Origin of the sequence: Lactobacillus sp. OTU4228 (assembly GCF_001006945.1) — a bacterium.
GTDB lineage: Bacteria > Bacillota > Bacilli > Lactobacillales > Lactobacillaceae > Lactobacillus > Lactobacillus amylovorus.
This window is the reverse complement of record NZ_CDLD01000036.1, coordinates 1-22,665: the sequence shown is the minus strand read 5'-3', so window position 1 is coordinate 22,665 and position 22,665 is coordinate 1. Positions and strand designations below refer to the sequence as shown.

Annotated in this window: 24 protein-coding genes and 3 pseudogenes; 18 read left to right on the top strand and 9 right to left on the bottom strand. The window is 36.0% G+C overall.

Going from position 1 to position 22,665, the window contains the following annotated elements:
* Positions 1-6 precede the first annotated feature (6 nt).
* A pseudogene (locus BN1206_RS07485) lies at positions 7-657 on the bottom strand (Crp/Fnr family transcriptional regulator).
* A gap of 154 nt (positions 658-811) precedes the next feature.
* Here BN1206_RS07485 and BN1206_RS07480 point away from each other — a divergent pair.
* The 4 genes and pseudogenes from BN1206_RS07480 (at position 812) to BN1206_RS07465 (ending at position 3,731) form a co-directional block, all read left to right on the top strand.
* A complete protein-coding gene (locus BN1206_RS07480; RefSeq protein ID WP_052543167.1) occupies positions 812-1,366 on the top strand; it encodes a hypothetical protein in 555 nt (184 codons plus the stop codon).
* 144 nt (positions 1,367-1,510) lie between these two features.
* Positions 1,511-1,714, top strand: coding sequence for a hypothetical protein (locus BN1206_RS07475; protein WP_052543166.1), 204 nt, complete (start codon positions 1,511-1,513; stop codon positions 1,712-1,714).
* Between the two features lie 9 nt (positions 1,715-1,723).
* Positions 1,724-2,362, top strand: a pseudogene (locus tag BN1206_RS07470) (GyrI-like domain-containing protein).
* A complete protein-coding gene (locus BN1206_RS07465; protein ID WP_052543164.1) occupies positions 2,355-3,731 on the top strand; it encodes an MFS transporter in 1,377 nt (458 codons plus the stop codon). The pseudogene BN1206_RS07470 and the gene BN1206_RS07465 overlap by 8 nt, the downstream one beginning before the upstream one ends.
* Before the next feature lie 305 nt (positions 3,732-4,036).
* Here BN1206_RS07465 and BN1206_RS07460 read toward each other — a convergent pair whose 3' ends face one another.
* Positions 4,037-4,522, bottom strand: a complete 486-nt coding sequence (locus tag BN1206_RS07460) for a DUF1836 domain-containing protein (protein WP_052543163.1) — start codon at positions 4,520-4,522, stop codon at positions 4,037-4,039.
* Positions 4,523-4,853: 331 nt separating this feature from the next.
* Here BN1206_RS07460 and BN1206_RS07455 point away from each other — a divergent pair, with 331 nt between their 5' ends.
* Positions 4,854-5,186: a hypothetical protein gene (locus BN1206_RS07455; RefSeq protein ID WP_013438485.1), complete on the top strand. Its 333-nt coding sequence runs from the start codon at positions 4,854-4,856 to the stop codon at positions 5,184-5,186.
* Positions 5,183-5,371: an LPXTG cell wall anchor domain-containing protein gene (locus BN1206_RS07450; protein WP_052543162.1), complete on the top strand. Its 189-nt coding sequence runs from the start codon at positions 5,183-5,185 to the stop codon at positions 5,369-5,371. Before BN1206_RS07455 ends, BN1206_RS07450 begins: the two co-directional genes overlap by 4 nt.
* Before the next feature lie 49 nt (positions 5,372-5,420).
* Here BN1206_RS07450 and BN1206_RS07445 read toward each other — a convergent pair whose 3' ends face one another.
* The gene (locus tag BN1206_RS07445) at positions 5,421-6,188 is read right to left on the bottom strand and encodes a MurR/RpiR family transcriptional regulator (RefSeq protein ID WP_052543161.1); all 768 of its coding nucleotides are present in this window, start codon (positions 6,186-6,188) and stop codon (positions 5,421-5,423) included.
* Between the two features lie 174 nt (positions 6,189-6,362).
* Here BN1206_RS07445 and BN1206_RS07440 point away from each other — a divergent pair, with 174 nt between their 5' ends.
* A complete protein-coding gene (locus BN1206_RS07440; protein ID WP_052543160.1) occupies positions 6,363-7,667 on the top strand; it encodes a PTS sugar transporter subunit IIC in 1,305 nt (434 codons plus the stop codon).
* Positions 7,668-7,746: 79 nt separating this feature from the next.
* On the opposite strand, the gene BN1206_RS07435 is transcribed toward BN1206_RS07440, so the two are convergent.
* The 4 genes from BN1206_RS07435 to BN1206_RS10165 form a co-directional block, all read right to left on the bottom strand.
* Positions 7,747-8,856, bottom strand: a complete 1,110-nt coding sequence (locus BN1206_RS07435; protein WP_013438481.1) for an acyltransferase family protein — start codon at positions 8,854-8,856, stop codon at positions 7,747-7,749.
* A gap of 96 nt (positions 8,857-8,952) precedes the next feature.
* Positions 8,953-9,273, bottom strand: coding sequence for a LysR family transcriptional regulator substrate-binding protein (locus tag BN1206_RS10175; RefSeq protein ID WP_231575997.1), 321 nt, complete (start codon positions 9,271-9,273; stop codon positions 8,953-8,955).
* Entirely contained in the window at positions 9,188-9,550 is a 363-nt protein-coding gene (locus tag BN1206_RS10170) for a type 2 periplasmic-binding domain-containing protein (protein WP_013438480.1), read from the bottom strand. Before BN1206_RS10170 ends, BN1206_RS10175 begins: the two co-directional genes overlap by 86 nt.
* Positions 9,551-9,618: 68 nt before the next feature.
* Positions 9,619-9,822, bottom strand: a complete 204-nt coding sequence (locus BN1206_RS10165) for a LysR family transcriptional regulator (protein WP_231575996.1) — start codon at positions 9,820-9,822, stop codon at positions 9,619-9,621.
* 112 nt (positions 9,823-9,934) lie between these two features.
* Between BN1206_RS10165 and BN1206_RS07425 the strand changes: the two genes are divergently transcribed.
* From BN1206_RS07425 to BN1206_RS07420, 3 genes and pseudogenes are all read left to right on the top strand, one after another.
* A complete protein-coding gene (locus tag BN1206_RS07425; RefSeq protein ID WP_013438479.1) occupies positions 9,935-10,417 on the top strand; it encodes an acyltransferase domain-containing protein in 483 nt (160 codons plus the stop codon).
* A 22-nt stretch (positions 10,418-10,439) separates the two neighbouring features.
* Positions 10,440-10,571: pseudogene (locus tag BN1206_RS09795) on the top strand (triphosphoribosyl-dephospho-CoA synthase); the annotation flags it as partial.
* A 91-nt stretch (positions 10,572-10,662) separates the two neighbouring features.
* Positions 10,663-10,992 (top strand): hypothetical protein, encoded by a 330-nt coding sequence (locus BN1206_RS07420; protein ID WP_013086716.1) that lies wholly within the window; start codon positions 10,663-10,665, stop codon positions 10,990-10,992.
* A 65-nt stretch (positions 10,993-11,057) separates the two neighbouring features.
* Here the strand turns inward: BN1206_RS07420 and BN1206_RS07415 are convergent, their stop codons facing one another.
* On the bottom strand, positions 11,058-12,485 hold the full coding sequence (locus BN1206_RS07415; protein ID WP_013438478.1) for a 6-phospho-beta-glucosidase: 1,428 nt from the start codon (positions 12,483-12,485) through the stop codon (positions 11,058-11,060).
* Between the two features lie 231 nt (positions 12,486-12,716).
* Between BN1206_RS07415 and BN1206_RS10375 the strand changes: the two genes are divergently transcribed.
* The 8 genes from BN1206_RS10375 to BN1206_RS07380 all read left to right on the top strand — a co-directional run bounded on the left by BN1206_RS10375 (position 12,717) and on the right by BN1206_RS07380 (position 21,046).
* Positions 12,717-12,884: a hypothetical protein gene (locus tag BN1206_RS10375; RefSeq protein ID WP_369792937.1), complete on the top strand. Its 168-nt coding sequence runs from the start codon at positions 12,717-12,719 to the stop codon at positions 12,882-12,884.
* Positions 12,885-13,043 (top strand): hypothetical protein, encoded by a 159-nt coding sequence (locus BN1206_RS10370; protein WP_369792936.1) that lies wholly within the window; start codon positions 12,885-12,887, stop codon positions 13,041-13,043. It abuts the gene before it with no gap.
* 26 nt (positions 13,044-13,069) lie between these two features.
* Positions 13,070-13,792 carry a hypothetical protein gene (locus BN1206_RS10365; RefSeq protein WP_369792935.1) on the top strand — a complete coding sequence of 241 codons (723 nt, stop codon included), beginning with the start codon at positions 13,070-13,072 and terminating at the stop codon, positions 13,790-13,792.
* A gap of 350 nt (positions 13,793-14,142) precedes the next feature.
* Positions 14,143-17,106, top strand: a complete 2,964-nt coding sequence (locus tag BN1206_RS07400; RefSeq protein ID WP_052543159.1) for an MBG domain-containing protein — start codon at positions 14,143-14,145, stop codon at positions 17,104-17,106.
* Positions 17,107-17,347: 241 nt separating this feature from the next.
* Positions 17,348-17,974: a YSIRK-type signal peptide-containing protein gene (locus BN1206_RS07395; protein WP_052543158.1), complete on the top strand. Its 627-nt coding sequence runs from the start codon at positions 17,348-17,350 to the stop codon at positions 17,972-17,974.
* Positions 17,975-18,177: 203 nt separating this feature from the next.
* Positions 18,178-18,999, top strand: coding sequence for a hypothetical protein (locus tag BN1206_RS07390; RefSeq protein WP_052543157.1), 822 nt, complete (start codon positions 18,178-18,180; stop codon positions 18,997-18,999).
* Between the two features lie 440 nt (positions 19,000-19,439).
* Complete coding sequence (locus BN1206_RS07385; protein ID WP_052543156.1) at positions 19,440-20,837, top strand: choice-of-anchor A family protein; 1,398 nt, start codon at positions 19,440-19,442, stop codon at positions 20,835-20,837.
* A 14-nt stretch (positions 20,838-20,851) separates the two neighbouring features.
* Positions 20,852-21,046, top strand: a complete 195-nt coding sequence (locus BN1206_RS07380; protein ID WP_052543155.1) for an LPXTG cell wall anchor domain-containing protein — start codon at positions 20,852-20,854, stop codon at positions 21,044-21,046.
* 216 nt (positions 21,047-21,262) lie between these two features.
* Here BN1206_RS07380 and BN1206_RS07375 read toward each other — a convergent pair whose 3' ends face one another.
* A complete protein-coding gene (locus tag BN1206_RS07375; RefSeq protein ID WP_052543154.1) occupies positions 21,263-22,492 on the bottom strand; it encodes an IS110 family RNA-guided transposase in 1,230 nt (409 codons plus the stop codon).
* Positions 22,493-22,665 lie beyond the last annotated feature (173 nt).

Below are 22,665 nucleotides of genomic sequence, written 5' to 3'. Positions count from 1 at the left end.
CATAATTTATCTTTTCACATTAATCCAGCGACCATGAACTTCAATTTTGCCATCTTTTTCTAGTTCTTTTAACTTACGACTGAATGTCTTCGGCGTAATTCCTAAATAACTGGCTAAGTCCTTTTTCTTTAGTTCTAATTTTACTTCATTTTTGCCTTGCTCATTGGCAAGGTCATTCAAGTAAGCTAATATCCGTTCTTTGGCATCCAAGGTGTTTCTAAGCACCGAATTATGTTCAATTGCGACTAACTTTTTACCGAAATTATTTAAAAGCTTCAATGACAAATCTGGTGTTTTCTGCAAAAGTTTTTGAAAATCTGCGCGGTTAATTGAGCAAACCCAGGTGTCCTCCACAGCTTCAACAAAGTTTTCATTTTCGCTTTGTTTGAATAAATGTTGTTGTCCTTCAATGTCACCTTTTTGAAGTATACCTAGCACGACTTCCTTGCCATCTTTTGATAGGTTGTAGACTTTTGCCTTTCCCTGATCGATGACAATCATGCCATCTTTACTATCATCAGGTTATCTAATAATACTTCCTTTAGGAAATTTCTGTTGGTGTTCAGAGACGGCTACTAATTTTTTCTTTAAATCTACGGGTAAATCTGTAAAAAGGGTTGCTTTGCTTAAACAAGCGACAGGGGAATGCTTTGTCATAAAAATCATCTTTTCTAATTTTCTTGATTTAAATCAATTTTATCATAATAACTTCTTATATAATTAATTGCGACAAGCCTTAAGACAACGAATTGTAACTCAAAGGTTGTATGATGATTTTGAAAACATCAGAGTATAGAAAGGATTCATCAAGATGAAAAAATATATTGCACACATTACCCCATTAAATGCAGATAAGATTGGCTGCGAAGCTCACGGCACAGCTGAATTTACTGAAGATGGCGATAAGCTTCATGTTGAAGTAGAAATGTTTGATACTCCTAAGAATATTGAACACTGGGAACACTTCCATGGCTTTCCTGATGGTAAGGAAGCCAATGTTCCAACCATGGCTCAAGACAAGAATCATGATGGCTTTATTGATTTGCCAGAAACTGAAGAAGTATCAGGTACAACTATGGTGCCATTAGACGATGCACCACAAGATATGAACATCCCTCACGATGGTTATCCTGTTGCAGACGAAAACGGTCATTACGAATACGAAATCGATATTCCATTGGAAAAATTACAAGCTAAGTTCAAGGATGCCTTTGGTACTGAAGATCTTCAATTAGATAAACGTGTAGTTTATGTACATGGTGTACCAAAAGACCTTGAATTACCTGACACCGTTGGTGGTTGTGTAATGAGCTACGATGCTCATACAACTTTGCCAATTGCTGCAGGTAAGATTGAAGAAGCTTAATAAATATAATCCTATTCACAAGTTACTGTAATTTCTGAATAGGATTTTTTCATGCATAAATTTGTATAAATTGAGCCGACCATCAAAGAAGTATAGAATTAGATGTATCTTAATGAAAGTATTAGAAAGTGTAGCAACATAGATATGAGTAAATACGATCAATTGTGGCAATATATTAAAGACAACAAAACTGGCGACTTTGAGCTTTCATTTGATGAAATCGAAAAAGCAGCAGGACTGCCAATCGACCATTCATTTTTGCATTATAAGAAAGAACTGCCTGACTATGGTTTTGAGGTAAAAAAGATCTCACTCAAGAACAAGACAGTTAAGTTTCATCAATTATAGAGGCAGGACATGGCATACGATTTTAAAAAGAAGAAAAGCAGTTTTATCGTCCAGGCAAAAAGCCTGAATTAATTGATGTTCCACAGATGCAATATATTGCTGTTCAAGGTCAAGGCGATCCAAATCAAGAGGGCGGAGAATACAAGCATGATCTTGTATAGTTTAGCCTATACAATTAAAATGAGTAAAAAGGGCTCACATCAGATTAAAGATTATTTTGACTTCGTGGTTCCACCGCTTGAAGGATTTTGGTGGCAAGATGGCGTTAAAGGCATTGATTATGCTCATAAAGAAAGATTCAATTTTATTTCCTGCGTTCGGATGCCTAAGTTTGTGACAGATGAAGTTTTGGCTTGGGCTAAAAAAGAAGCTGCAATTAAAAAAGGCTTGGATTTCTCACCAGTAAAATTACTTGTTTTGACAGAAGGAAAATGCGTACAAATTATGCATCATGGTAGTTATGATGATGAGCCTGCTACTATCGCTAAGATGCATCAATTCATTGCTAAAAATGATTTGGGATTAGACTTTTCAGATCAGCGTCGTCATCATGAAATCTATTTATCAAATCCTCAACGTACAAAGTTAGAAAATTTAAAAACGATTATTCGCTTGCCAGTTAAAGAAAAGAAGATGAAAAATGACTAAAAAAGTTACGCCACGTTTGGTGATGGCGATTTTATCGGCAGGGATGCTCTCATTTTTGGGAATCCTTGATGAAACGGCAACGACAGTTACTTTTCCAATCTTGACTAGAGACTTTGCGATTACTACCGATCAAGTTCAATGGGTTAATACCCTGGTGTTGCTAGTAATTGCAACGATTGTGCCAATTAGTTCACAGATCAGGTTGAGAATTCCTACCCAAAAAATATTTATTCTAGGAGTTTCATTATTTATATTGGGCTTACTGATTGATATCGTTACTCCATGGTTTGATCTTTTGTTAGTAGGTCGAGCCTTGCAAGGAATTGGTACCGGTATAGGCTTGCCGCTGATGTATAACATTATCTTGGCTGAGGTGCCAAAAGAAAAGCTAGGCTTCATGATGGGGATTGGAACGATGATTACCGCTTGTGCCGTAGCCTTTGGTCCGGTGTTTGGTGGTATCGTGACTGATGCGCTTAATTGGCGCTGGATTTTTATCATTTCACTGTTTCTGATAGTAATTAGTTTACTAACAGGAATCTATTCAATTCGCCAGATCAATCCTTTGCAGAAGGTGAAGATCAAGTACGGTCAGTGGCTGTCTCTTGCTGTTGCTTTAGTTTGCTTAATGCTAGGCTTTACTCGAATTGCCAAATATTCATTCCTGTCAGTTCCAGTTTTAGGCTTTTTAGTTTTAGGAATCATCAGCTTATTAATTTGGCTAAAAATATCTTGGTCCGATAAGGAAGCCTTGATTAGTCCTCAATTATTTAAAAATTTGCGTTTTAGCATGCAACTAATTGCCTATTGTTTTGCTAAAATTGCGACTTTGGCCTTAGGTTTCATCTTTCCAATCTATGTGCAAGCCGTTAATCATGGATCCGTTTCTCTGGCTGGTTGGATTACATTTCCAGGTGCGGTGATAAATGCCTTGATGGCAGCCTTAGCAGGAAAGCTGCTCGATAAAAAAGGTGCGCGTTTGCCGATCATTATTGGCGTAATTGCCAGTCTAACTAGTTTGATTTTGATGAATATATTAGCACCACTCAGCAGTATTGCCATTGTATTATTGTATGTTCTTTATTATGGCGGTTATGGGATGTGTTTTGGCAGTCTGATGACCAGTGGATTGATTACTTTGAGCAAAGCCAACCATGCCCAAGGCAATGCGATCTTCAATACTTTGCAGCAATTTTCTGGAGCACTCGGAACTGCATTAGCTGGGACTTTGATTGCGATTGCACAAAATAATCATGTAGGTAATGGCACGGCAATAGGTTCTAAGTGGACGTTTATGGTGCTGCTTGTGCTGATAATTGTTAATTTAGTCCTTGCACTAGTATTTGTACCGAAGAAGAAAAGTAAATAGTAAAAGGTTAAAATTATGACTTTTAAAAAATGATAAAAGTTTAAAATTTTTAGATACTGTGGAAGCATTACAAGGCAAAAAAGAGGTAGAAAATCATACCATTACTAAAATTGGTAGTTTAAAAGATTTAGATCAATGGATGGATAGTTTATGATTTGTAAGTTCAGTGAAAGCTGAACTTTTTTATTTTGCTTTGTTTAATAATTAAAATCTTCGAAAAATTGATCAATACATTAAGCTAAATCATGGTAATTTTGATTAATATAGAAAGCATAAAGTAAAAGGCCCAGCATAAGCTGAGTCTTTTAAATTTCTCTGAAAAATTGGTACAAATATTCTCGATAAGCAAAGGCCATGATGACGTTGCGCAGCATTTGCTTTTGACTGGTGTTATCATGACCGATCTTTTGCAGTTCTTTCTTTTTGTTGAAAACATATAATAAGACATTCTGCAATTCAGCGGCAAAGTAATTATAAGCGACTTCGGTTGAATAGGTCTTTTGCTGGATGGCAATCGCTTTGCGCAGTTCTTCTTGATCCATCACGTTTTTGGCAATGGTGATAAAAAGTAGGGTGGCGATTTGCTCACGGCTGTATAGCCGGCCTTCAGGGGATGCAATTAGATCATGTTTAACATAATTGCTGACCATTGAACTCGTAATCTTGATATTTCCTAAGGGCGCTAAACATTGATTTATATAGTTCGCTACTTGCTTTAAATATAATCTCATTGCGGGAATTTCTTGGTATGAAGGAAATTTTAATTGTTCTACTGCTACTTTCTTTTTCATATTTTTTCTCCTCACTTTGGTTAAATTAATTATTTTCTATTTTGAAGGTTCTGTCGATTAATATCTTGCTATAAGTTTTTTAAAAACTGCTGATCAGATTTCAGACTGGACTAAGGTTACTGCAGTTTTAACAAATATTGATAAAGTTAATGGCAACAGTGCTTATTGCGTTAACTTAAATGGGTATGATCCAACTTTTGCCAAGGAAGTTAACAAGACAGCATATGCTTCAAACGTTGCTTGGGCAGATTTATTAAGAAGACAAGAAATTAGGGCAGGAGAAGTAAATCATGAAGATGGTGATATTGAAAAGACGGTAACTTACAGTAAAGTGATAATTCCGCCAACGGATGAACATCATGACTCAAAGGAAAAGAAGCCGGAAGTTTCTGAAAAGCCAAAGAAACCAACTGTTTCAGACAAGCATTCAACTCCAAAGAAGGAGCATAAAGTAAAGAAAACTAAGAAGGCAAAGAAGAATAAGAAAGTTAAGGTGGCAAAGAAACATACAACTAGTTCAAGTAGATTAGCCAAGGCAGAATCTAAGAAATCTGCTAAGTCATCGACATGGTCGAATAACCGTGGACCTAAGAGTGAATGGACAAGTAATCACGGACCTCAGGTGAATGGAATAATAATTATGGCCCTAAAGGTGAATGGATGAGTAATAATGGTCCTAAGTCCGAATTTAACGGTGCTGATGAGACAGCTAATAATAAGCCAAAGGCAAGTGATGAAGAATTGCCACAAACTGGTGAAAAGGATAATAAGCTTGGAATTTTAGGTTTATTGTCAGTATCATTAGCAAGTCTATTTGGATTAGGCGAGAAGAAAAAGAAGGAAGATTAGAAGTTTTAAGTATCGTAACTAATAAAAGGCTCAGCTTTCGCTGAGCCTTTTATTCATGTTCTTTTTCCTGATCTTGTTTTTGCTTAATTAGATTTTGATTCTTTCCAATTAATATTTCAACTAAGCCTTCAACAATGTACATTGCAGGAATCTGTGAAGAAAGATCACAATATTTAAATAAACGCTGTTTATGTTCTTGATAATTAAGTACATATTTACTGATGTTGGCAATAGTACTAGTTGGATTGCTGGTAATCGCAACTACTTGATTATCAGAGCGCTTGGTACAGTAATTTAGTTGCTCAATTAACTCCGTAGTTTCGCCTGAAACTGAAAAACAGATAATGGTGTTGTTGCTAGTATTTTCTAATTGTCTATTCAGTGGATAAAAGGGATCGGTAATAGAAAATGCATTGAATCCTAATAATGCTAACATTCTTGCAGCGTATACGGCGGTAGAAGTAGAATTGCCTGTTCCTATGATAGGGATGTTGTCAGATAGATAAAGCTGATCAGCGACTACTCGTAATTTGTTTTCAATATCATTAGGAAAATTCTGTTGATTAATAAAGGTCAATGCTTTTTGAGGTGCGACAGTTTGATTGATATTTTTTAAATAGGCTTTGAATTCAGGAAAGCTTGCAAAGCCTATTTTATGAACAAAACGCATTACTGAGGAATTAGCCACATGCGTCTTTTGGGCAATATCACGTACACGCATATACGCTACTTTTTCGGGATTATTAACAACAAAACGGTAAATGGAGAGTTCTACATCTGATAAGGATGAAAGATTATTAAAATCAAAAATAGCCATTCTTTTTCTCCCAACGAATAAATTTATAACTCAATTATAAAGAACACAGCGTTCGAATAAAAGAACAAAGACCTAAAAGTATAGCTTTTTACCAGATAAGGCTAAAACTATTGCACTATTACAAGCGCTTACATAGAATAGAAGGCGAGATGTGATGAAAAAGGGGGAAAGATTGTGAATAATCTACAGAAGTTTCTAGATAAGTTTTTAGCACCAATAGCTAAATGGATGGGGAACAATCTATTTTTCTCATCATTAGCTGATGCCTTTATGAAAGTAACTCCAATTACTTTAGGTGGTGCCTTCGTTCTTTTAATTGGTAATTTTCCAATTCCAGCTTGGACTAACTTTTTACAAAAGATAGGTTGGGCAACTCAATTTAACGCTGCACAAAATGCAACTATGAATGTATTGTCACTCTTTGTTGTATTTAACTTTGCTTATGTTTATGCAGAAAAGTGTAAATATAATCCATTGCCAGCAGGATTACTTGCTGCATCAAGTTTTATGATTTTAGCTCCACAAGATTATATGGCTAGAGCATTTGGTACACATGCTAAGTTGACTCAGGTAACAGCCTTTGGTACTAATTACCTTGGTTCATCTGGTATGGTTGTTGCTATCCTTGTTGGCTGGGTTGTTGGGATGCTCTACGTATTCCTTAACAAAAAGAATATTGTAATTAAATTACCTGACAGTGTTCCACCTAATGTTGCAGCTTCACTTCAGCCATCATTAATTGCCGGAATTATTTTGGTATTAATGACTTTAATTAGAGGAGCATTTAGTTATACTGCATTTGGTAACATCTTTGATTGTATTACTAAATTGGTTCAAGCACCACTGCAAACATTTACTGCTTCTCCAATTAGCATTATTGCTATTTACACCTTAGCTAATGTTTTATGGTTCTTTGGTATTCACCCAAATATGGTTTATGGTATTGTAATGCCAATTATCATTGCTAACGGTATTGTTAATCAGAATGCCTTTAAGGCAGGACAGCCAATGCCATACGTCACGATGTCAATGCTTTCTGTGATTTTAAACAGTGCTTTCGGTGGTCAAGGTGCCACAATAGGTTTAATTATTTCTATGTTTAGAGCAAAATCTGATCGATATAAACAAATGTTAAAATTGGCTGGGGTACCAGCATTGTTCAATATTAATGAACCATTGGTATTCGGAATGCCAATTATGTTGAACCCTGTTTTCTTCTTGCCAATGCTATTTGAACCTATCATTAATGGTCTGGTAAGTTGGGGATTAATTGATTTATTCCATGCTACAGTAAATCCATTTATTCAATTGCCATGGACTATGCCTGGTGTTGTTCAAGCATTCTTCTCAGGTGGTATTCCATTCTTTATCATCGCTATGGTAGTAGTAGTCTTAAGTACTTTGATTTGGTTCCCATTCTTCAAAATTGCTGATAATAAGGCTGTTGCTGAAGAGCAAAAGAGTGCTAAAAAAGCTTAATTATCGTAAACTTCAAATAAAATCATACAAAATCCAAGATTAAAATAAAGAAAGTTACTCGGTGTGAGTAACTTCTTTTTTATCTTAAAATTAAACTTTTAGCTTTCATCCACCAAACATGCAAGCAATATGCGGAAGTGAAAGATAAGATCCACGTTAAAATCCATGTATCAAACAAAGTCAAGACTGGATGATAGATTGCGTGATATTGCATGTTGAGGCCGCGCCAAACTAGTTGATTCCAAAAGACATTGGATAAATATGCTCGATAAGCATAGGTAGCTAAAAAGTGAAAGACATTTAAGCTAGTCTGTGAATTTTTTCTAACTTGGTGCAAGCAAAATGCGGAGATTAGTGCAATAACTGTCAAACAGTACAAGGTCATTGATGGCTTGTAATATGGAGCATTGTTAAAGTTAATAGGATGACCAAATTTTTGTAATTCAATATTAGTCCAAATGAAGCATCCAATGAATAAAATTGAAATCAGCCACCATAACTTAGTAACTAATTGATTATAATAACTTCGCAGTTGCCAAGCTAGTACACCATAAACACCGTAGATAAAGAATGAAATGAACACGCGATCAAGCAGATACCAATCATGTTCATGCACGCCGTGGAAAATGTAGTAGTCGTAGAACCATAGCCAGCCGAAGTAGAGGAAAAAAGTAATGATTGCAATCCAGATTCCGCGCGTCAAGTTATGGCCGACGAAGCGGCTTAGCACCCAAAATAGTGGCATTAGGATAATGAATTGCAGCATCATCGTGTTGTACCAAAGGTGCGGTGCCGCATTACCGTTAATAAATTGCCAGCAAAATGAACCGATGCTATTAAAATGATTAACTTGTTGCACCCATGGCATCCCAAAAAGGTAAATCAATGTCCACCAAATAGTCGGCAAAAAAAGGTTAGACCAATTAGCCCGCATATGCTTGGCATATGAGAAGCTGCCTTTTTCATCATTAGTCCGAATGGTAGTGTACAAAATACCAAAGATAAAGGCTGGTGCCGTATATTTAACTAAATTATAGAAAACGCCAAAAATGTCTTGCACATGCATGGACTGGCCTGCTCCCATGATCATCGACATAATTGGCTGCGATATTACAGCCGTACAAGCGAAAACTTTCAAATAATCGCCAATATCAGCCGTGTTAACGCTGTTAAACTGATATTTTTTCATGAAAATCTCTCTTTTCTTTTGAATTGTGAGATCCAAAAGAAGTTCAAGTTTAATTTAAAGGTATTTTTTTAAAAAAGCAATGGCTTAAATTAAAAATTATCTTGTTGCGGCATTCCGTTCTTGTAAGGAGACGTTGGCAATTTCGTTGCTAAAAAGACGCTGTGTATCGGTCAAATTATGGTGGGGTGAGTTTAAATAAATTGTGCGCTGGGGTGCTTCCGGACAAATATGAGCCTTGGTAATATTTTGAGTTTCAAAATCCCGCCAACTAATAGCAGGGATAAAACCGATCCAAATGCCGTTAGCAATCAATTGTCGCACCGTTGCCGGTTCATCGGATTGATATTGATAATTGAGTTTGATTTTGTGAGCATTTAAAAATTGATCGATAGTTTGTTGCAGCTCTTTTTTTATCAAGACCAACGAAGATATATTTTTCTAATTCTTTAAGTTCAATGAAATCCTTGTTAGGAAGAATACCTTTTTTTGCACCAATCAGCAATTTCTCAGTAGTGATGGGGATGCTGTTAAAGTTAGGAATCTTGGCAGTAGAAATAATAAAATCGAATTGTTCTAAATCCTTGGCAAAACTATTTTTCTGGTGAATGTTTAAGCTGATATTTGGCAGAACTTCTTGCATGCGCAAGATTATTTTAGAAATGAGGGGTGAAGCAACGGTAAATAAAACGTTCAAGGGACTCTGATCAATGTTTTTTTGAGCCTTGTACCGCCTTAATACCACGATCAAGCAAATTCAAACTATCAGAAACATAAGAATTTACCTTGTTGGTTTAGTTTGATGGTTCTGCCTTCACGGTCGAATAATTCTACCCCGATTTCTTCTTCCAATTGTTTAATAGTTTTGCTAACGGCAGATTGACTGACATAGGCTTCTTTAGCTACTTCGGTGATTGACCCCCCCAGAGAAGCCACCGAAATAAAGTATTTTAATGTAGTTAAATTCATTTTGCTTACTCGATTCATAACTATTTGGTTAAGCATTATTCTATTTATATATTATAAATTGTCATCCAAACGTTTTAAACTAAAAAATGTGAGATCCCAAGAGGTGATTATTTTGCGAAACTTGTGGTTATTTCCAGGTCAAGGTGGTCAAAATCCGGGCATGCTTGACCAAGCCAATCCTCAATTAAAAGAGCAAGTAGAAAAATGGACCAAAGTTAAGCTGCTGGATACTGCTGAAGGCTATCAAGATTCAGTTCAAATTCAGCTGATCATTTTGCTTTTACAGATTGATCAAGTAGATCAATTAAAAAAGTTAGGCTGGCAGCCGAATTTAGTTGCAGGACATTCTTTAGGCATATTTGCAGCAGCTTATGCAGCTGGTGTCATTAATAAAGAAGATGTTTTTAAACTAGTTGCTCTTAGAACTAAGCAGATGCAGGAATGTTATCCAGAAGACTATGGCATGGGTGTTGTAGTTGGCTTAAGCAGGCCAGAAGTGAAAAAGCTGGTGGCACAGGTTCATTCAGAGAATGATTCGGTTTTTATATTTCTAATCAAAATTCGGAAACGCAGAACACGCTTTCTGGAACAATGAGTGCGATCAAGCAAGTCTTAGAAGCACTCAAGCTGGCAAGCAATTCATGTTAGAGTTAAATCGTATTTTTAAAGAAAAGAATTATAGCCTTGGCGGTAGTGCTGATTTGCTGATTATTACTATCTTTATGGGGTTGCAGCGTGGAATGATATAAAAATCTTAAGTCATATTGTTTGGGTATTTTCAAAAAGGACATCATACTGAAAGTGAGAAAAATGATTTTTCACGAAAGGATGGGAAATGCAATGGACGATTATGTAATTGATTTTGATTCCTTGAATTACTTAAGACCAGAAACTTTGGCCATCATGAAGCTCTTGGTAAAGAAATACAATGAAAGCAAAGATGATGATGTTTTACAAGATGGAGTAGTAGTTAGCTTTGATGAATTAGCAAAAGCAGCCAAAATTCCAGTTGATAAGTTACCCGATGAAGTTTTTAAAGATCTAGATGCCGAAAGAAATCAGTTTGATGAGGAAAAGAGAGGCTATGAACCATTAGTCGCTAGTTGTTTAGCTGATGAAGAAGATCGTGAATTTAGAATTATCATTAACCACCGCTTGTTTGAATTTTAAAATAATATCAAAAAAGATCGATGATCAACGTTTTTTAACGAAGATCATCGATCTTTTATTTTTCATTAATCTAAATCCGCACCATTTGAGGCAATTACTTTTTTATACCAGTAAAAAGAATCCTTAGGGTAGCGCTTGAAGCTGCCTTTACCATAATCATCTTCATCAACGTAGATAAAGCCATAGCGTTTCTTCATTTCACCGGTACTTGCACTAACCAAATCAATGCATCCCCATGGCAAATAGCCGATTAAGTCAACACCATCATCAATGACTGCTTTTTCCATCTGCTTAATATGGTCACGGAAGTACTGCACACGGTAATCATCGTGAATTTGATGATCAGCGGTCATTTTATCGTAAGCACCAAGTCCGTTTTCTACGATAAACAATGGTTTATGCCAGCGGGTAGTCATCCAGTTCATTGCATAGCGCAAACCAACTGGATCAATTGCCCAACCCCAATCGTTGGTCTTGATATATGGATTAGAAACTAAATCCTGGTATTCACGATAGTCCATATGATCAGTGTATTTGGCAGTGAAAGACATGTAATAGGAGAATGCAATATAATCAACCGTACCATTCTTTAGTATTTGCAAATCTTTTTTAGTAATATCCAAGTGATACTCTTTTCGATCAAAGTAAACTTTTAACCAATTTGGATATTCACCATTAACGTGGACATCGCCAAAGTAGAGACGCGTGTCCATTGCACGTTGGGCAAAAAGAATATCTTCAGGTTTAGATGATGCAGGATAGATAGGGCAGAAGGCCAGCATACAGCCAATTTGTAATGATGGATCAATAGCGTGTCCGATTTGAACGGCTTCGGCACTAGCAACTAATTCATAGTGGGCTGCCTGATACATCATCTTTTCTTTGTCGTCACCTTTTTTGAAAAGCAGACCAGAATTTTTTAACACATTGCTGATATCTTCGTAATTAGCTTGGTTGTTAATTTCGTTAAAGGTCATCCAGTACTTAACTTTGTTGTGATATCTTTCAAAACACACATGAGCAAAGCGAGTGAAGAAATCAATTAAGTTGCGGTTAGACCAGCCACCGTATTCAGTTACCAAGTGATATGGCATCTCGAAGTGAGAAAGAGTGACGACGGGTTGGATACCATATTTTAACAATTCATCAAAAAGATTATCGTAGAATTTAAGTCCTGCTTCGTTAGGTGCATCTTCATCGCCATTTGGAAAAATTCGCGTCCATGCAATTGAAGTACGAAAGGCTTTAAAACCCATCTCTGCCATCAGTTTAATATCTTCCTTGTAGTGGTGATAAAAATCGATTCCGACATGGTTAGGATAGTATTTGTCCTTTTCGATAGTCTTTGTAATTTCACGGGGATGCTCACGATCTCCTAAGGTCATAATATCGGCGATAGAGATTCCTTTTCCGCCTTCTTGATATGCGCCTTCAAGTTGATGGGCAGCAACGGCGCCACCCCATAAAAAATTCTTATCTAAAGTTCTAGTCATAAAAAAACTCCTTTGATTCATTGCTTACTTGCATTATATGAAATCATTTGCAAGTAAGTAAGAGAAGATGGGAGTTTTGGTATGGTTCGAAGATTTTGGAATAATAATTTATTTTTGAAACAAGGTGTTCCAGATATAAAATGCATGTCAATACCGTGATAACTATTGAGTTGAAGAAAACGATTGCATACAATACAGAAGTGTAAGGAATAAGAAGAGAGAGGAGTTATCATGGGGAAATTCTTCAATAAATATATATTGCCCCCAGTAATGAAGTTTGTTAATACTAAACCAATGCTCTCATTAAGAGATGGGATGGTATTATCATTGCCATTCATTATGATTGGGTCAGTATTCTTGTTATTAGCTTCATTTCCATTACCAGCTGTTGCCAACTGAATGAATGAAAATGGCTTAACTCAGTTTTGGAGTCAAGCATACAACTGTACTTTTGATATCGGTTTTGTTTTTAGTGTTATCGGTATTGCCTACACTTGGGTAAAGAAAGCTGGGATAGATCCAATTCCAGCTGGTATTACTTCATTTGTTGGTTTTTGATTATTATGAGTCCAACCACGGCAGTTATGCAGGGAACAAAGACTGTTATTTCTGCTAAGCAAGCTCCAGTTTTATTGTCAGCTAATTATATTGACCGTACTTGGTTAGGTGGTCAAGGAACGATTGCAGCAATTATTGGTGGTTGGAAAGTTGCCATTTGGCAAGCAATAGTATTGGTAATTAGTTTCTTTGTATATTTACCATTTATTAAAACTAATGATCATTTAACTCTTAAAGAAAAAAACGAAGCAATTGATCGATATTTTGGTCAAAAAATTGGGACTTCGCATTTAGAGAAGCAGGAAGGAAATAAGAAGTATCTCAAGTCATTTTTCGAAGATACTCCATTTAATCAAAGTGGTCTAGATATTGAGCAGAAGAAACTAACAGACGTAGAGCTAAAAAATATGATCAGTACTTACAGATATCTAGAAAGATTAAATTTGCTCAAGGATCGTGATAAGACTTTTTTAAAACTTTTGAATACTGAGCAGCGTAGGCGAGAGGGAAAATTAGAGGAAGAAAATGTAGACAAAGGCACATTTCTACAAAGCTTTTTAAATGAACCTAAACCACTCGAATCAATGACAGATGTAGAATTAAATCATTATCAAGATATGTTGTTGGCTAAAATCGCAGATCCAGAACATAATATTACTAACTCTGAAAGAACAGATTTAAGTAATATTAGAAAGATATTATTAGGATTGAATGATCTCAAGAAGAATATGCCTAGTTCTGATAAGTAGCGCTATGTATTGAATTGTATAAGCTGGTGTCAGTAGCTTAAGTGCACGTGTATCTGCATGTGCAAGTCTAAATACCCATGCCTGCTGATAAAACCAAGATTAAATCTCTGAAATGGTGCAGGTAAAAAGAAAAATTTTTATATATTGCAAATGGAATGCACAAAAACGTTACTCTAGACTTGAAAATGAGTAACGTTTTTGTATGCTTAAAAATAAGAGTAAGTATATTTGTATGCTGTTAATTTTAGAATATAGGTCTAAAAATATATATGTGTGTAAAGAATTGTCGTATGCTTTTAAGGGTGTTAGTATAAGGGAAAATAAGTTTAAGGCTGTTTATGGAGGCTGTTATGTTATCTAGAAATAATATACATGAAAAATTACGTAAGATGCAACCACAAAAGCAGCGCTTTTCTATTCGTAAGTTTACGGTAGGCGTTGCTTCTGTATTGATTGGTTTGACTTTTATGGGAATTAATAGTCAAACTGTTAATGCGGAAACTACTGATTCGGAAGAAGTAGATGCTACAGAGAAGAACTCTGAGCAAGTAGAGAAGAGTAATGACCAAACTCTTTCTGATGTTAAAGTTCAAAATGAAGCAAATGCTTCAGATTCAAAAACCGTAGAACCTAAGAATACGGATTCATCAACTGAAACCGTTAGTGCTGATAACAATAAATCACTGAAGAATGATCAGGATAATCAAAAATTAACGGGAAAGTCAGATTCACAAGAAACAAAGAATAGTTCAGAAAGAAATGAATCTGAGCAACAGAATACTTCAGCTAAAAATGTAAGAGAGAATGATTCTACACCTGCTGCTGAGGTAAATAAAGATGATTCCTCTCAAAGAAAAGAAGAACAATCACCCGTTAATTCTTCAGTTAAAGAACAACAAAACAAAGACAACAATTCCGACGTTGCTGGTAAAAATGCAACTAACATTGCCACACCAAAAGATTCAAATAAGAATATAAAAACAGATTCAAAGAAATTAACGCCTGGGCAAGTCGAAAAATCATGGAGAGTAGAGCTATTTGCTAAGGACAAGAATCTAAATAATAAGGCAACAACGCTTCCTGTAGAAAATCCTAAAGAGTATCCTACAAAATACGCTAACGATAATAATTTAAATAATCTTACCTTGTATGACACAAATAACTCCTCAACCGGAGAAACTGTTAACTTGAAAGACATGTATATTTATCAAGTTGCCCGGTTAAGTGGTATTGGTACAAACCAAACTGTTATCTTAGCTAGAAAATCCGCAGATGATGATAACATTTATGCTTTTATTATTACGTCCGAGTACAACTTCTGGGGGTCAAACTACACATATAAAGCTTATCGAATTGAGTCTAATAAGTCTAATAATACTCTGAAACTCTCCAATGGATATAAAATATATTATACTGCACCTGGAACACAGGAGTTTAATGGCAAGACCATTCACTGTAGTGGTTCTACTGTAATTACCGGTGGTCTCATGCAAAATGAATATTGTATAAGCAATGTAGGAATAGGGTCATATTCTACTTCAATAGGTTCAATTCTTCCTACTTATCAGGGAAACAAGGATACTTATTCTTTAGTAAAGTTTTACGATAAAAATGGCAATTTAGTAAAGAATGATCAGGATGCCATCTATGTTAAGGGTTGGCCTGGTCAGACTTTTACACTAGAAAATGTATCCCAGTATCTCAAAGTTCATAAAGGATATTATTTATCTAATCAAAAGGAAATTCATGATCATACCGATGAGGATGGAAATCTGACAGGAAGCATATCTGGTTTCGAAGTCGGCGACTATTATAGAAAAGTTTATTACGATAATAATGGCCAAATTAGTTTTATTGGCCTTTATCATCAAATTTCTCCCGATGGCACGATGGCAGTTTCTTTATTGAACGCAAACGGCAAACAAATTGGAAGTACTCAAGATGTAGGGGCTGGTAAATCAGTTAAGTTTGATAGTGATCATGGTTATGCTGGTTATAACTGGACTGCAAGAAATCCATATGTTACTGGTTCAGTACATGCCATTAAGTATGTTCAATTAGGTTCTGTAGTTTTATATGATAAAACCACCGGCGATACTCTTAAGGAAGTACAATACAAGAATGATGACTCTGATCCAGCAAGTGCCCAACTTCCTTATAGTTACGGTCAGCTTAACGATCTCCTTTCTCACGAAGGGTATGTGCTTGACCCTGAGTTTAAAGAATCTGATTATGAGTTAGCTAATGGACAATATTCTCAAGATCTTAGAATTCCTTATGTTAAGCAGATAAAAGTAAAGTATTCAGGTAGCGACAGTAAGACTTATAACGGTAAGCCCGCTGCATTTAACGTCCAAGATGTAGAGTGGACGGGCTTGCCGGGCTTGAATACCAGTACTTTGACCGCTGATGACTTTACCTGGAGCACGGCAGATCAGCAAGCCCCAATTGATGCTGGTACTTATACTTTGAGCCTGAATGCAAAAGGCGAAGCTGCTTTGCGCGCAGCCAACAAGAACTACAATATCCAGGAGATCAGTGGCTCGTACAGTTACACGATCAAGCCTGCGGAAGTAGAAGCTGTAAAGTATTCAGGTAGCGACAGTAAGACTTATAACGGTAAGCCCGCTGCATTTAACGTCCAAGATGTAGAGTGGACGGGCTTGCCGGGCTTGAATACCAGTACTTTGACCGCTGATGACTTTACCTGGAGCACGGCAGATCAGCAAGCCCCAATTGATGCTGGTACTTATACTTTGAGCCTGAATGCAAAAGGCGAAGCTGCTTTGCGCGCAGCCAACAAGAACTACAATATCCAGGAGATCAGTGGCTCGTACAGTTACACGATCAAGCCTGCGGAAGTAGATAAAGATGATCATAAGATTCCAAATGCACCAACTCCACAATACAAGAATGATCCAACTCAAGATACTCCTGTAACTTACCATCCAGTAAAGAAGCCTGGAAACAAGTCACACAACCATTCTGGCAATAAAGGAAAGATTTCTTCTAAGACAGTTGCACACAAGACTCAAACCTTAACATCTGGCAATAAAGGAAAGATTTCTTCTAAGACAGTTGCACACAAGACTCAAACCTTAACAATTGTAGCTACTGCTAATAAGTCTGAAAAGGCTCAAAGCAATAGTACTGCTAAGGTTGAAAAGAGTACTTCAACCAATGATAAAGAAACCCTTCCACAGACTGGCGAAAAGAACGAAAATGAAGCAGGTATCTTTGGTCTAGCCATTGCTGCTATTGGTTCATTGTTCGGCTTAGCTGCTGGAAAGAAGAGAAGGAAAAAAGAAAATTAGTTTAAATATTAAATAACAGAAACAATAAAACAACAGATATGTGAAATGGCTCATATATCTGTTGTTTTTTGTTTTGAATTGTGGCTCTGGTATAGTTATTTAATTATTAGTACAGTAACTATATGTTTCTTTTGTGATTTACATATGAAAGCGGATTAATTACATAATTTTCTTAATCATAGTAGAGTGAATAAGGTAAAAAAACATAAGTTGAGTATGAGATTTATTTAGGGAGGCTGTTATGTTATCTTCAAATAACATGCATGAAAAATTACGTAAGATGGAACCCAAAACGCAGCGTTTTTCTATCCGTAAGTTTACGGTAGGCGCTGCTTCTGTATTGATTGGTTTGACCTTTATAGGAATGAGTAGTCAAACTGTTAATGCTAGTGCTAATAGTACTGCTACCACTGATTCTCAAACTAGTGGTTCAACTGGTGGCACGACTGATATTACAGAAAACAAGGCTAAAGATGACATTGCTCTTTCTGATTCAGATAAGTCAAAGTGGAAGAATGAAACAAATTCTACAAGTATAGATTATAAAGCTTTAAAGGATAAAGTTAATGAGCTTAAGCCTAAAGTAGATGGAACAAGTAATGCTAAATCTACTGCACAAGTAGAAAAGGGTAAGAAGACCGAAACAACTAAGTCAACTTCTTCACAGACCTCAACCACTAATCCAGCTCAGAAACCGGAGCCGGAATCCGCTGAAAAGAATTCTTCAGAAAAATATACAGATGATCAATTAGCTTCTCTTTCTCCTGCAGCCATTCAAGAATGGAAGGATATTATAGATGAATATCAACCCACTAAGGAGAGTAAAACCAAGTGGGATAAAGCACATAAGGATTTTAATGATGCATAGCAAACGTGGAAAGACTCTAAAGCCGACCAGACAACTTGGAATAAGTAACATAGTGAGCCGTTAAAAGATTCCATGGATGCATTATTTAAGGCAATGGATCAGAGACTAAAACCCAACTTCAAACTAAATGGAGTGATATAACAACCCTCGATTCTGATACGAAAGGCACTTTATTTCCAACTGACTTACAAGAATGGAAAGATGTGGTAGATACTTATAATAAATCACTCAATTCTGACCAGAATAGTGAATGGAATCAAGAATATGGTGATTTTAATGACGCCTGGCAAAAATGGGTAGATGATACTTCCAGCAGGGCTAAAAATGAAAAGCAGAGTTTTAGTAATTTACAAACTGCCCTTGATAAATTGACGCCACTAATGTCTAAAAATAAAGGCATCTCCCAAGATTTTGTGAAGAATTCGCAGGATTCTTGGCAAAAAGATAAGAAAAAGTTAGGTGACACTTCTAATCCTGACCATGATGATTATTTAGCAGCATTATCTCCAGAGGATTTTGCTGATTATAAGGCAGTCTTAGATTATTATGACCAATACTTAAATAAGGATTCTCAATGGCACAATAATTATAAAAAGTTTAGTTGGGATAATTGGGAAACTTCGATCCAAGCTTGGAAGAAGTCTCGTGAAAAGGATAGAGCTTATTTCCATCAAAATGTTGAACCACAATTAGATAATTTGATTAACTTGATGGATCAAAAAGATGATTTTAACGATGAGTATGAACAAAAATATCAGACTAAATGGAATGAGCTGAAAACAACTTTATTTAATTTGGATACCGATCACGTCACTGTCTCATTACTTAATAAAATTGATGCTTGGAAAGACTCAATTGATACTTATAACAATTATTTAATGGATCAGAGCAAAAATAATACTGCTTGGTATAACCAATACCAGAATTTCGAGAACGCTTGGAACAATTGGTCAAAAGAAGTTAAAGCGTGGAAAGAAAAACGTGAGATCCAGAAGGAAAACTTTAGTGTTATTGAGACCTGTTAGATAATTTAATTACACATATGCAATCGTCAGAGCGATTTGATGCTGCATGGCAAAACTTAAGTCACAAATTAAATCAGGCTAAGGATGATCAGATCGCAAATCTTAATCTTAAAAGCATGCAAGAATGGAAGGATCAATTAGATAAATATAATCAATAGGTTGACTCTACTAATACTGATTGGTCACACGCTTATTCTAAGTTTATTGAAGCGTGGAAAGATTGGACCAAACAAAAAGCAGAAACAAAAAAGGTTGATTCTGCAAGTGATACTCAATTGTTGGCTTTAACTCCAGCGCAATTGCAATCGTGGAAAAATACGATTGAAGCTCAGAATAAGTTAATAAGCAAGACAAACGAGTATACTGCCTTTGAAAAGGCTTAGACTGATTGGTCAACAGCTGAGAAACCAACTAAGAAAGTTGCTGCTGCCTTTAGAACAATGTTTGATAAGTACGCCACTCTTGTTAACTTGTTACCTGATTCAGTAAGCACCAAGGAAGTATCGTCGATAACAAGCGTAGCTGACTTACGTGATTATTTTGATAATAATGCGTTATTGCGTGCAGCTAATTTGTTCCATATATTTGGTAGACATGTAATTTTAGATGTCGATACTAATGGTAACATGGTCGCTCATTTTTTAAGTGATAAGGTGGATTTTGGTACTAGAGGTGATTCTTTTAATCATACGGCTGGTGATATTTATTACATTGAAGATGTAGATCAATTAAATGAAAACGGCTTTCGTAACGCAAAAGGCAACTATATTATTTTTGGCAGCAAGGTAAAAGTTGAGATTAAAAATAATGTAGTTTATGCAAATGGGACAAAATTAGATAAAATAACTCCTAGTCAAGTAATTACCCATGATGATTTTATTGATATTTCTGCTGAATTTAAGAAATTAAGCCAGAAATCAAAAGATTTAATGAGTGAGAAGACCAGCGCTAACGTAACGGTTGATTTTAAGGATAATAACAATGAAATTATTGATGTCTCTAATGCGTCTAGTCACACGGGCTTCGTATATGCAACCTTAGATGGAAAAAAGCTTGACAGATCTGGCACTTTTGAGATTAAAGGATTAAATCGAACGAATGCCCCCGTTTTGATCATTAATATTACAGGAAGCGATATTCACTTCCAACCAAACATGAAAATTGATGGTCAAGGCAGTGGAGAATCACACTCTTATCCTAATAAAGTGCTTTGGAATTTTGGAGATGCTAAAACCGTCTCTATTAATTCTGGTAATTTAATGGGTAGTGTTTTAGCACCGAACGCGACCTTCACAACGAATGTTAACGTGGATGGCAATATTATTGCCGATACAATCAAGGGCGCAGGTGGGGAAACTCACCGGTGGGATTTACATGCATTCGATCAACATGGCAAAAACTCAACTAATCCTACTAAGAAGTCTCCAGTACCTAATCTTCCTGAATTTCCTAATTGGCTTGAGATAGCATCAGCCCCAAAGGGGAAAGCATTACCGACCAAAGTAACATCGTTAGATGCTAGGGCACCATGGTGTTTCTTCGGCAAGTCGAAGCTTCCTGATTTTTGGCCATTTACTTTGGATGCACTTGCTCCTCAACCGAAAAAAACACCAGGTTTTAAGAAACCTACACCAGGTCCTAAAGATAAGACGCCTCAACCACCAACTTCACCTGTAAAACCAAAATTACCTCCGGCTTCACCAACAACTCCTTCTCAACCCCAAACCCCAACTCCAGATGTAGTTCAGGGCTTTGTAAAGCCGAAATCTGAAAAAATAAGTGGGATTAAATATGTGGCTCATCAAACCAAAATGCCCCTGTTTTATCCCAAAAGATAAGCAAAGGGCGGAACGTGGAGCAGGTAAAAACTACAAAACAGGTAGTTGCTATGCCTGAGGATAAGAAAATGTTTGTCCGTTCTGAAAGCAATGCATTACCACAAACCGGTGAAAAAACTGAAAATAAAACTGGAATTGTTGGCCTAGCTATAGCATTTGCAGGCTTAATGTTTGGATTATGCTTCGACAAGAAGCGGAGAAAAGATTAAAAGAATAATACAGTCAGAAAAGTAATGAGTATTGTCATACCATTGCTTTTTTTCTACGTAAGTGTCTGGGAAAAAAGTCCATTTTTAGCTAATTTTAGACTTTTACTCAAAAGAAAAATCCTATTAAATCAAGGTTTATTAATACCAAGATTTAGTAGGATTTCTTAATTTCTGAGTTTTTCCCAGACACTAGAAGAGTATAATGAACTTGATCAATTATTTATACGATAAAAGTCTTTTTTGATTATGTTTGGCTACGTCGTAATCATATAGTTGGTCATTACTGATCAGGGCATACATAGTTCTGATCAGTTTGTGTATAGAAGCAATAGCTATCTTTTTGAACCCTTTGGTTTGAGAAGATAGCTTTTTGTTTTCATAGTAATCAGCTATATGACAGTGCTGAGTTTTAGCTGCCTGGTCGATTTGACCGATAGCCCGATACAGAATCTTACGTGCTACAGCATTACCATGTTTAGTAATGCTTAAACTGGCGTCAATTTCACCAGATTGATAACGTCCTTGATCAATTCCAATAAAAGCATTGATTTTGTTAGGATTACTAAATCTGCGTAAATCGCCTAATTCCCCTAGTATTCTTACCGCAGTAGTTTGAGCAATACCAGGAATGCTCTCTAAGATTTCTAAGTCACGATTGGGTAAGCTTTTAGCTATCTTTACCATTTGATCTATCAAGTCTTTTCTTTTCTTATTTAGGTCGATTAGACGTTGAGCATAGTATTTTGCCTCATTAGCTTCAACACTATTGCATATAGCTACTGGATATGCCTTCTTAGCTAAATTGATTAAATTTGAGGTGAATTTCTTAGCCCTTTTATCTTGAAACCCTGGTAGCCTAATCAATTTATTATAGATTTCAAGTTCGGTAGAGCCATTTACCAGTTCACAGTGCGGATACATCTTGACAATTGACCAATAATTGAATCCTTTCGCCGTGCTAAATAAACTTTCAAGTTCTGGAAAAGTAAATTGTAAAACCTTATGGAGTCGATTCTTTGCCATCACAATATCGCCAGTCAATTGATCATAAAAACGACTTAGAGCATTTAATTGATGGTATTGCTCAGCTTGCAATTGACTGACTGGATGGTGATAAAGTTTCTGAATTAGCGCTAGGTGATAAGCATCTGTCTTATCTGTTTTATTATGTCTAAGCCCTAAATCCATCTCTTTCTTAGCTTTTAATGGATTGAGGACTACATATTCATAGCCATAATCATCTAAGAAAGTCTGCAGTCTTCTTGAATATACACCGGTAGCTTCAAAAATAATTTGAGGATGTTGTGCGAAAGCTTTTAGATCATTAAGTAGCTCTAGAAAACCATGGCGATCATTAGTAATTGTAGTAATAGTCTTACTATCATTAATTAATTCACAGACAGTTGAAGTGTTCTTGCTTACATCAATACCAAAAATAATTTTCATTTTTAAAAGCCTCCTCAAAATATAGCAGTAAAGCCATTTTACTTAGGAAATCAGATCTAATTTTTCTACTTTAATTCAAGTATTATCAACGTTTAATTTAGATATTTTCTTAAAAATAATGGTGCGAATAAAGCTGAAAAGATTAAATAAAAGTTTTGTGCATATTTATTAGG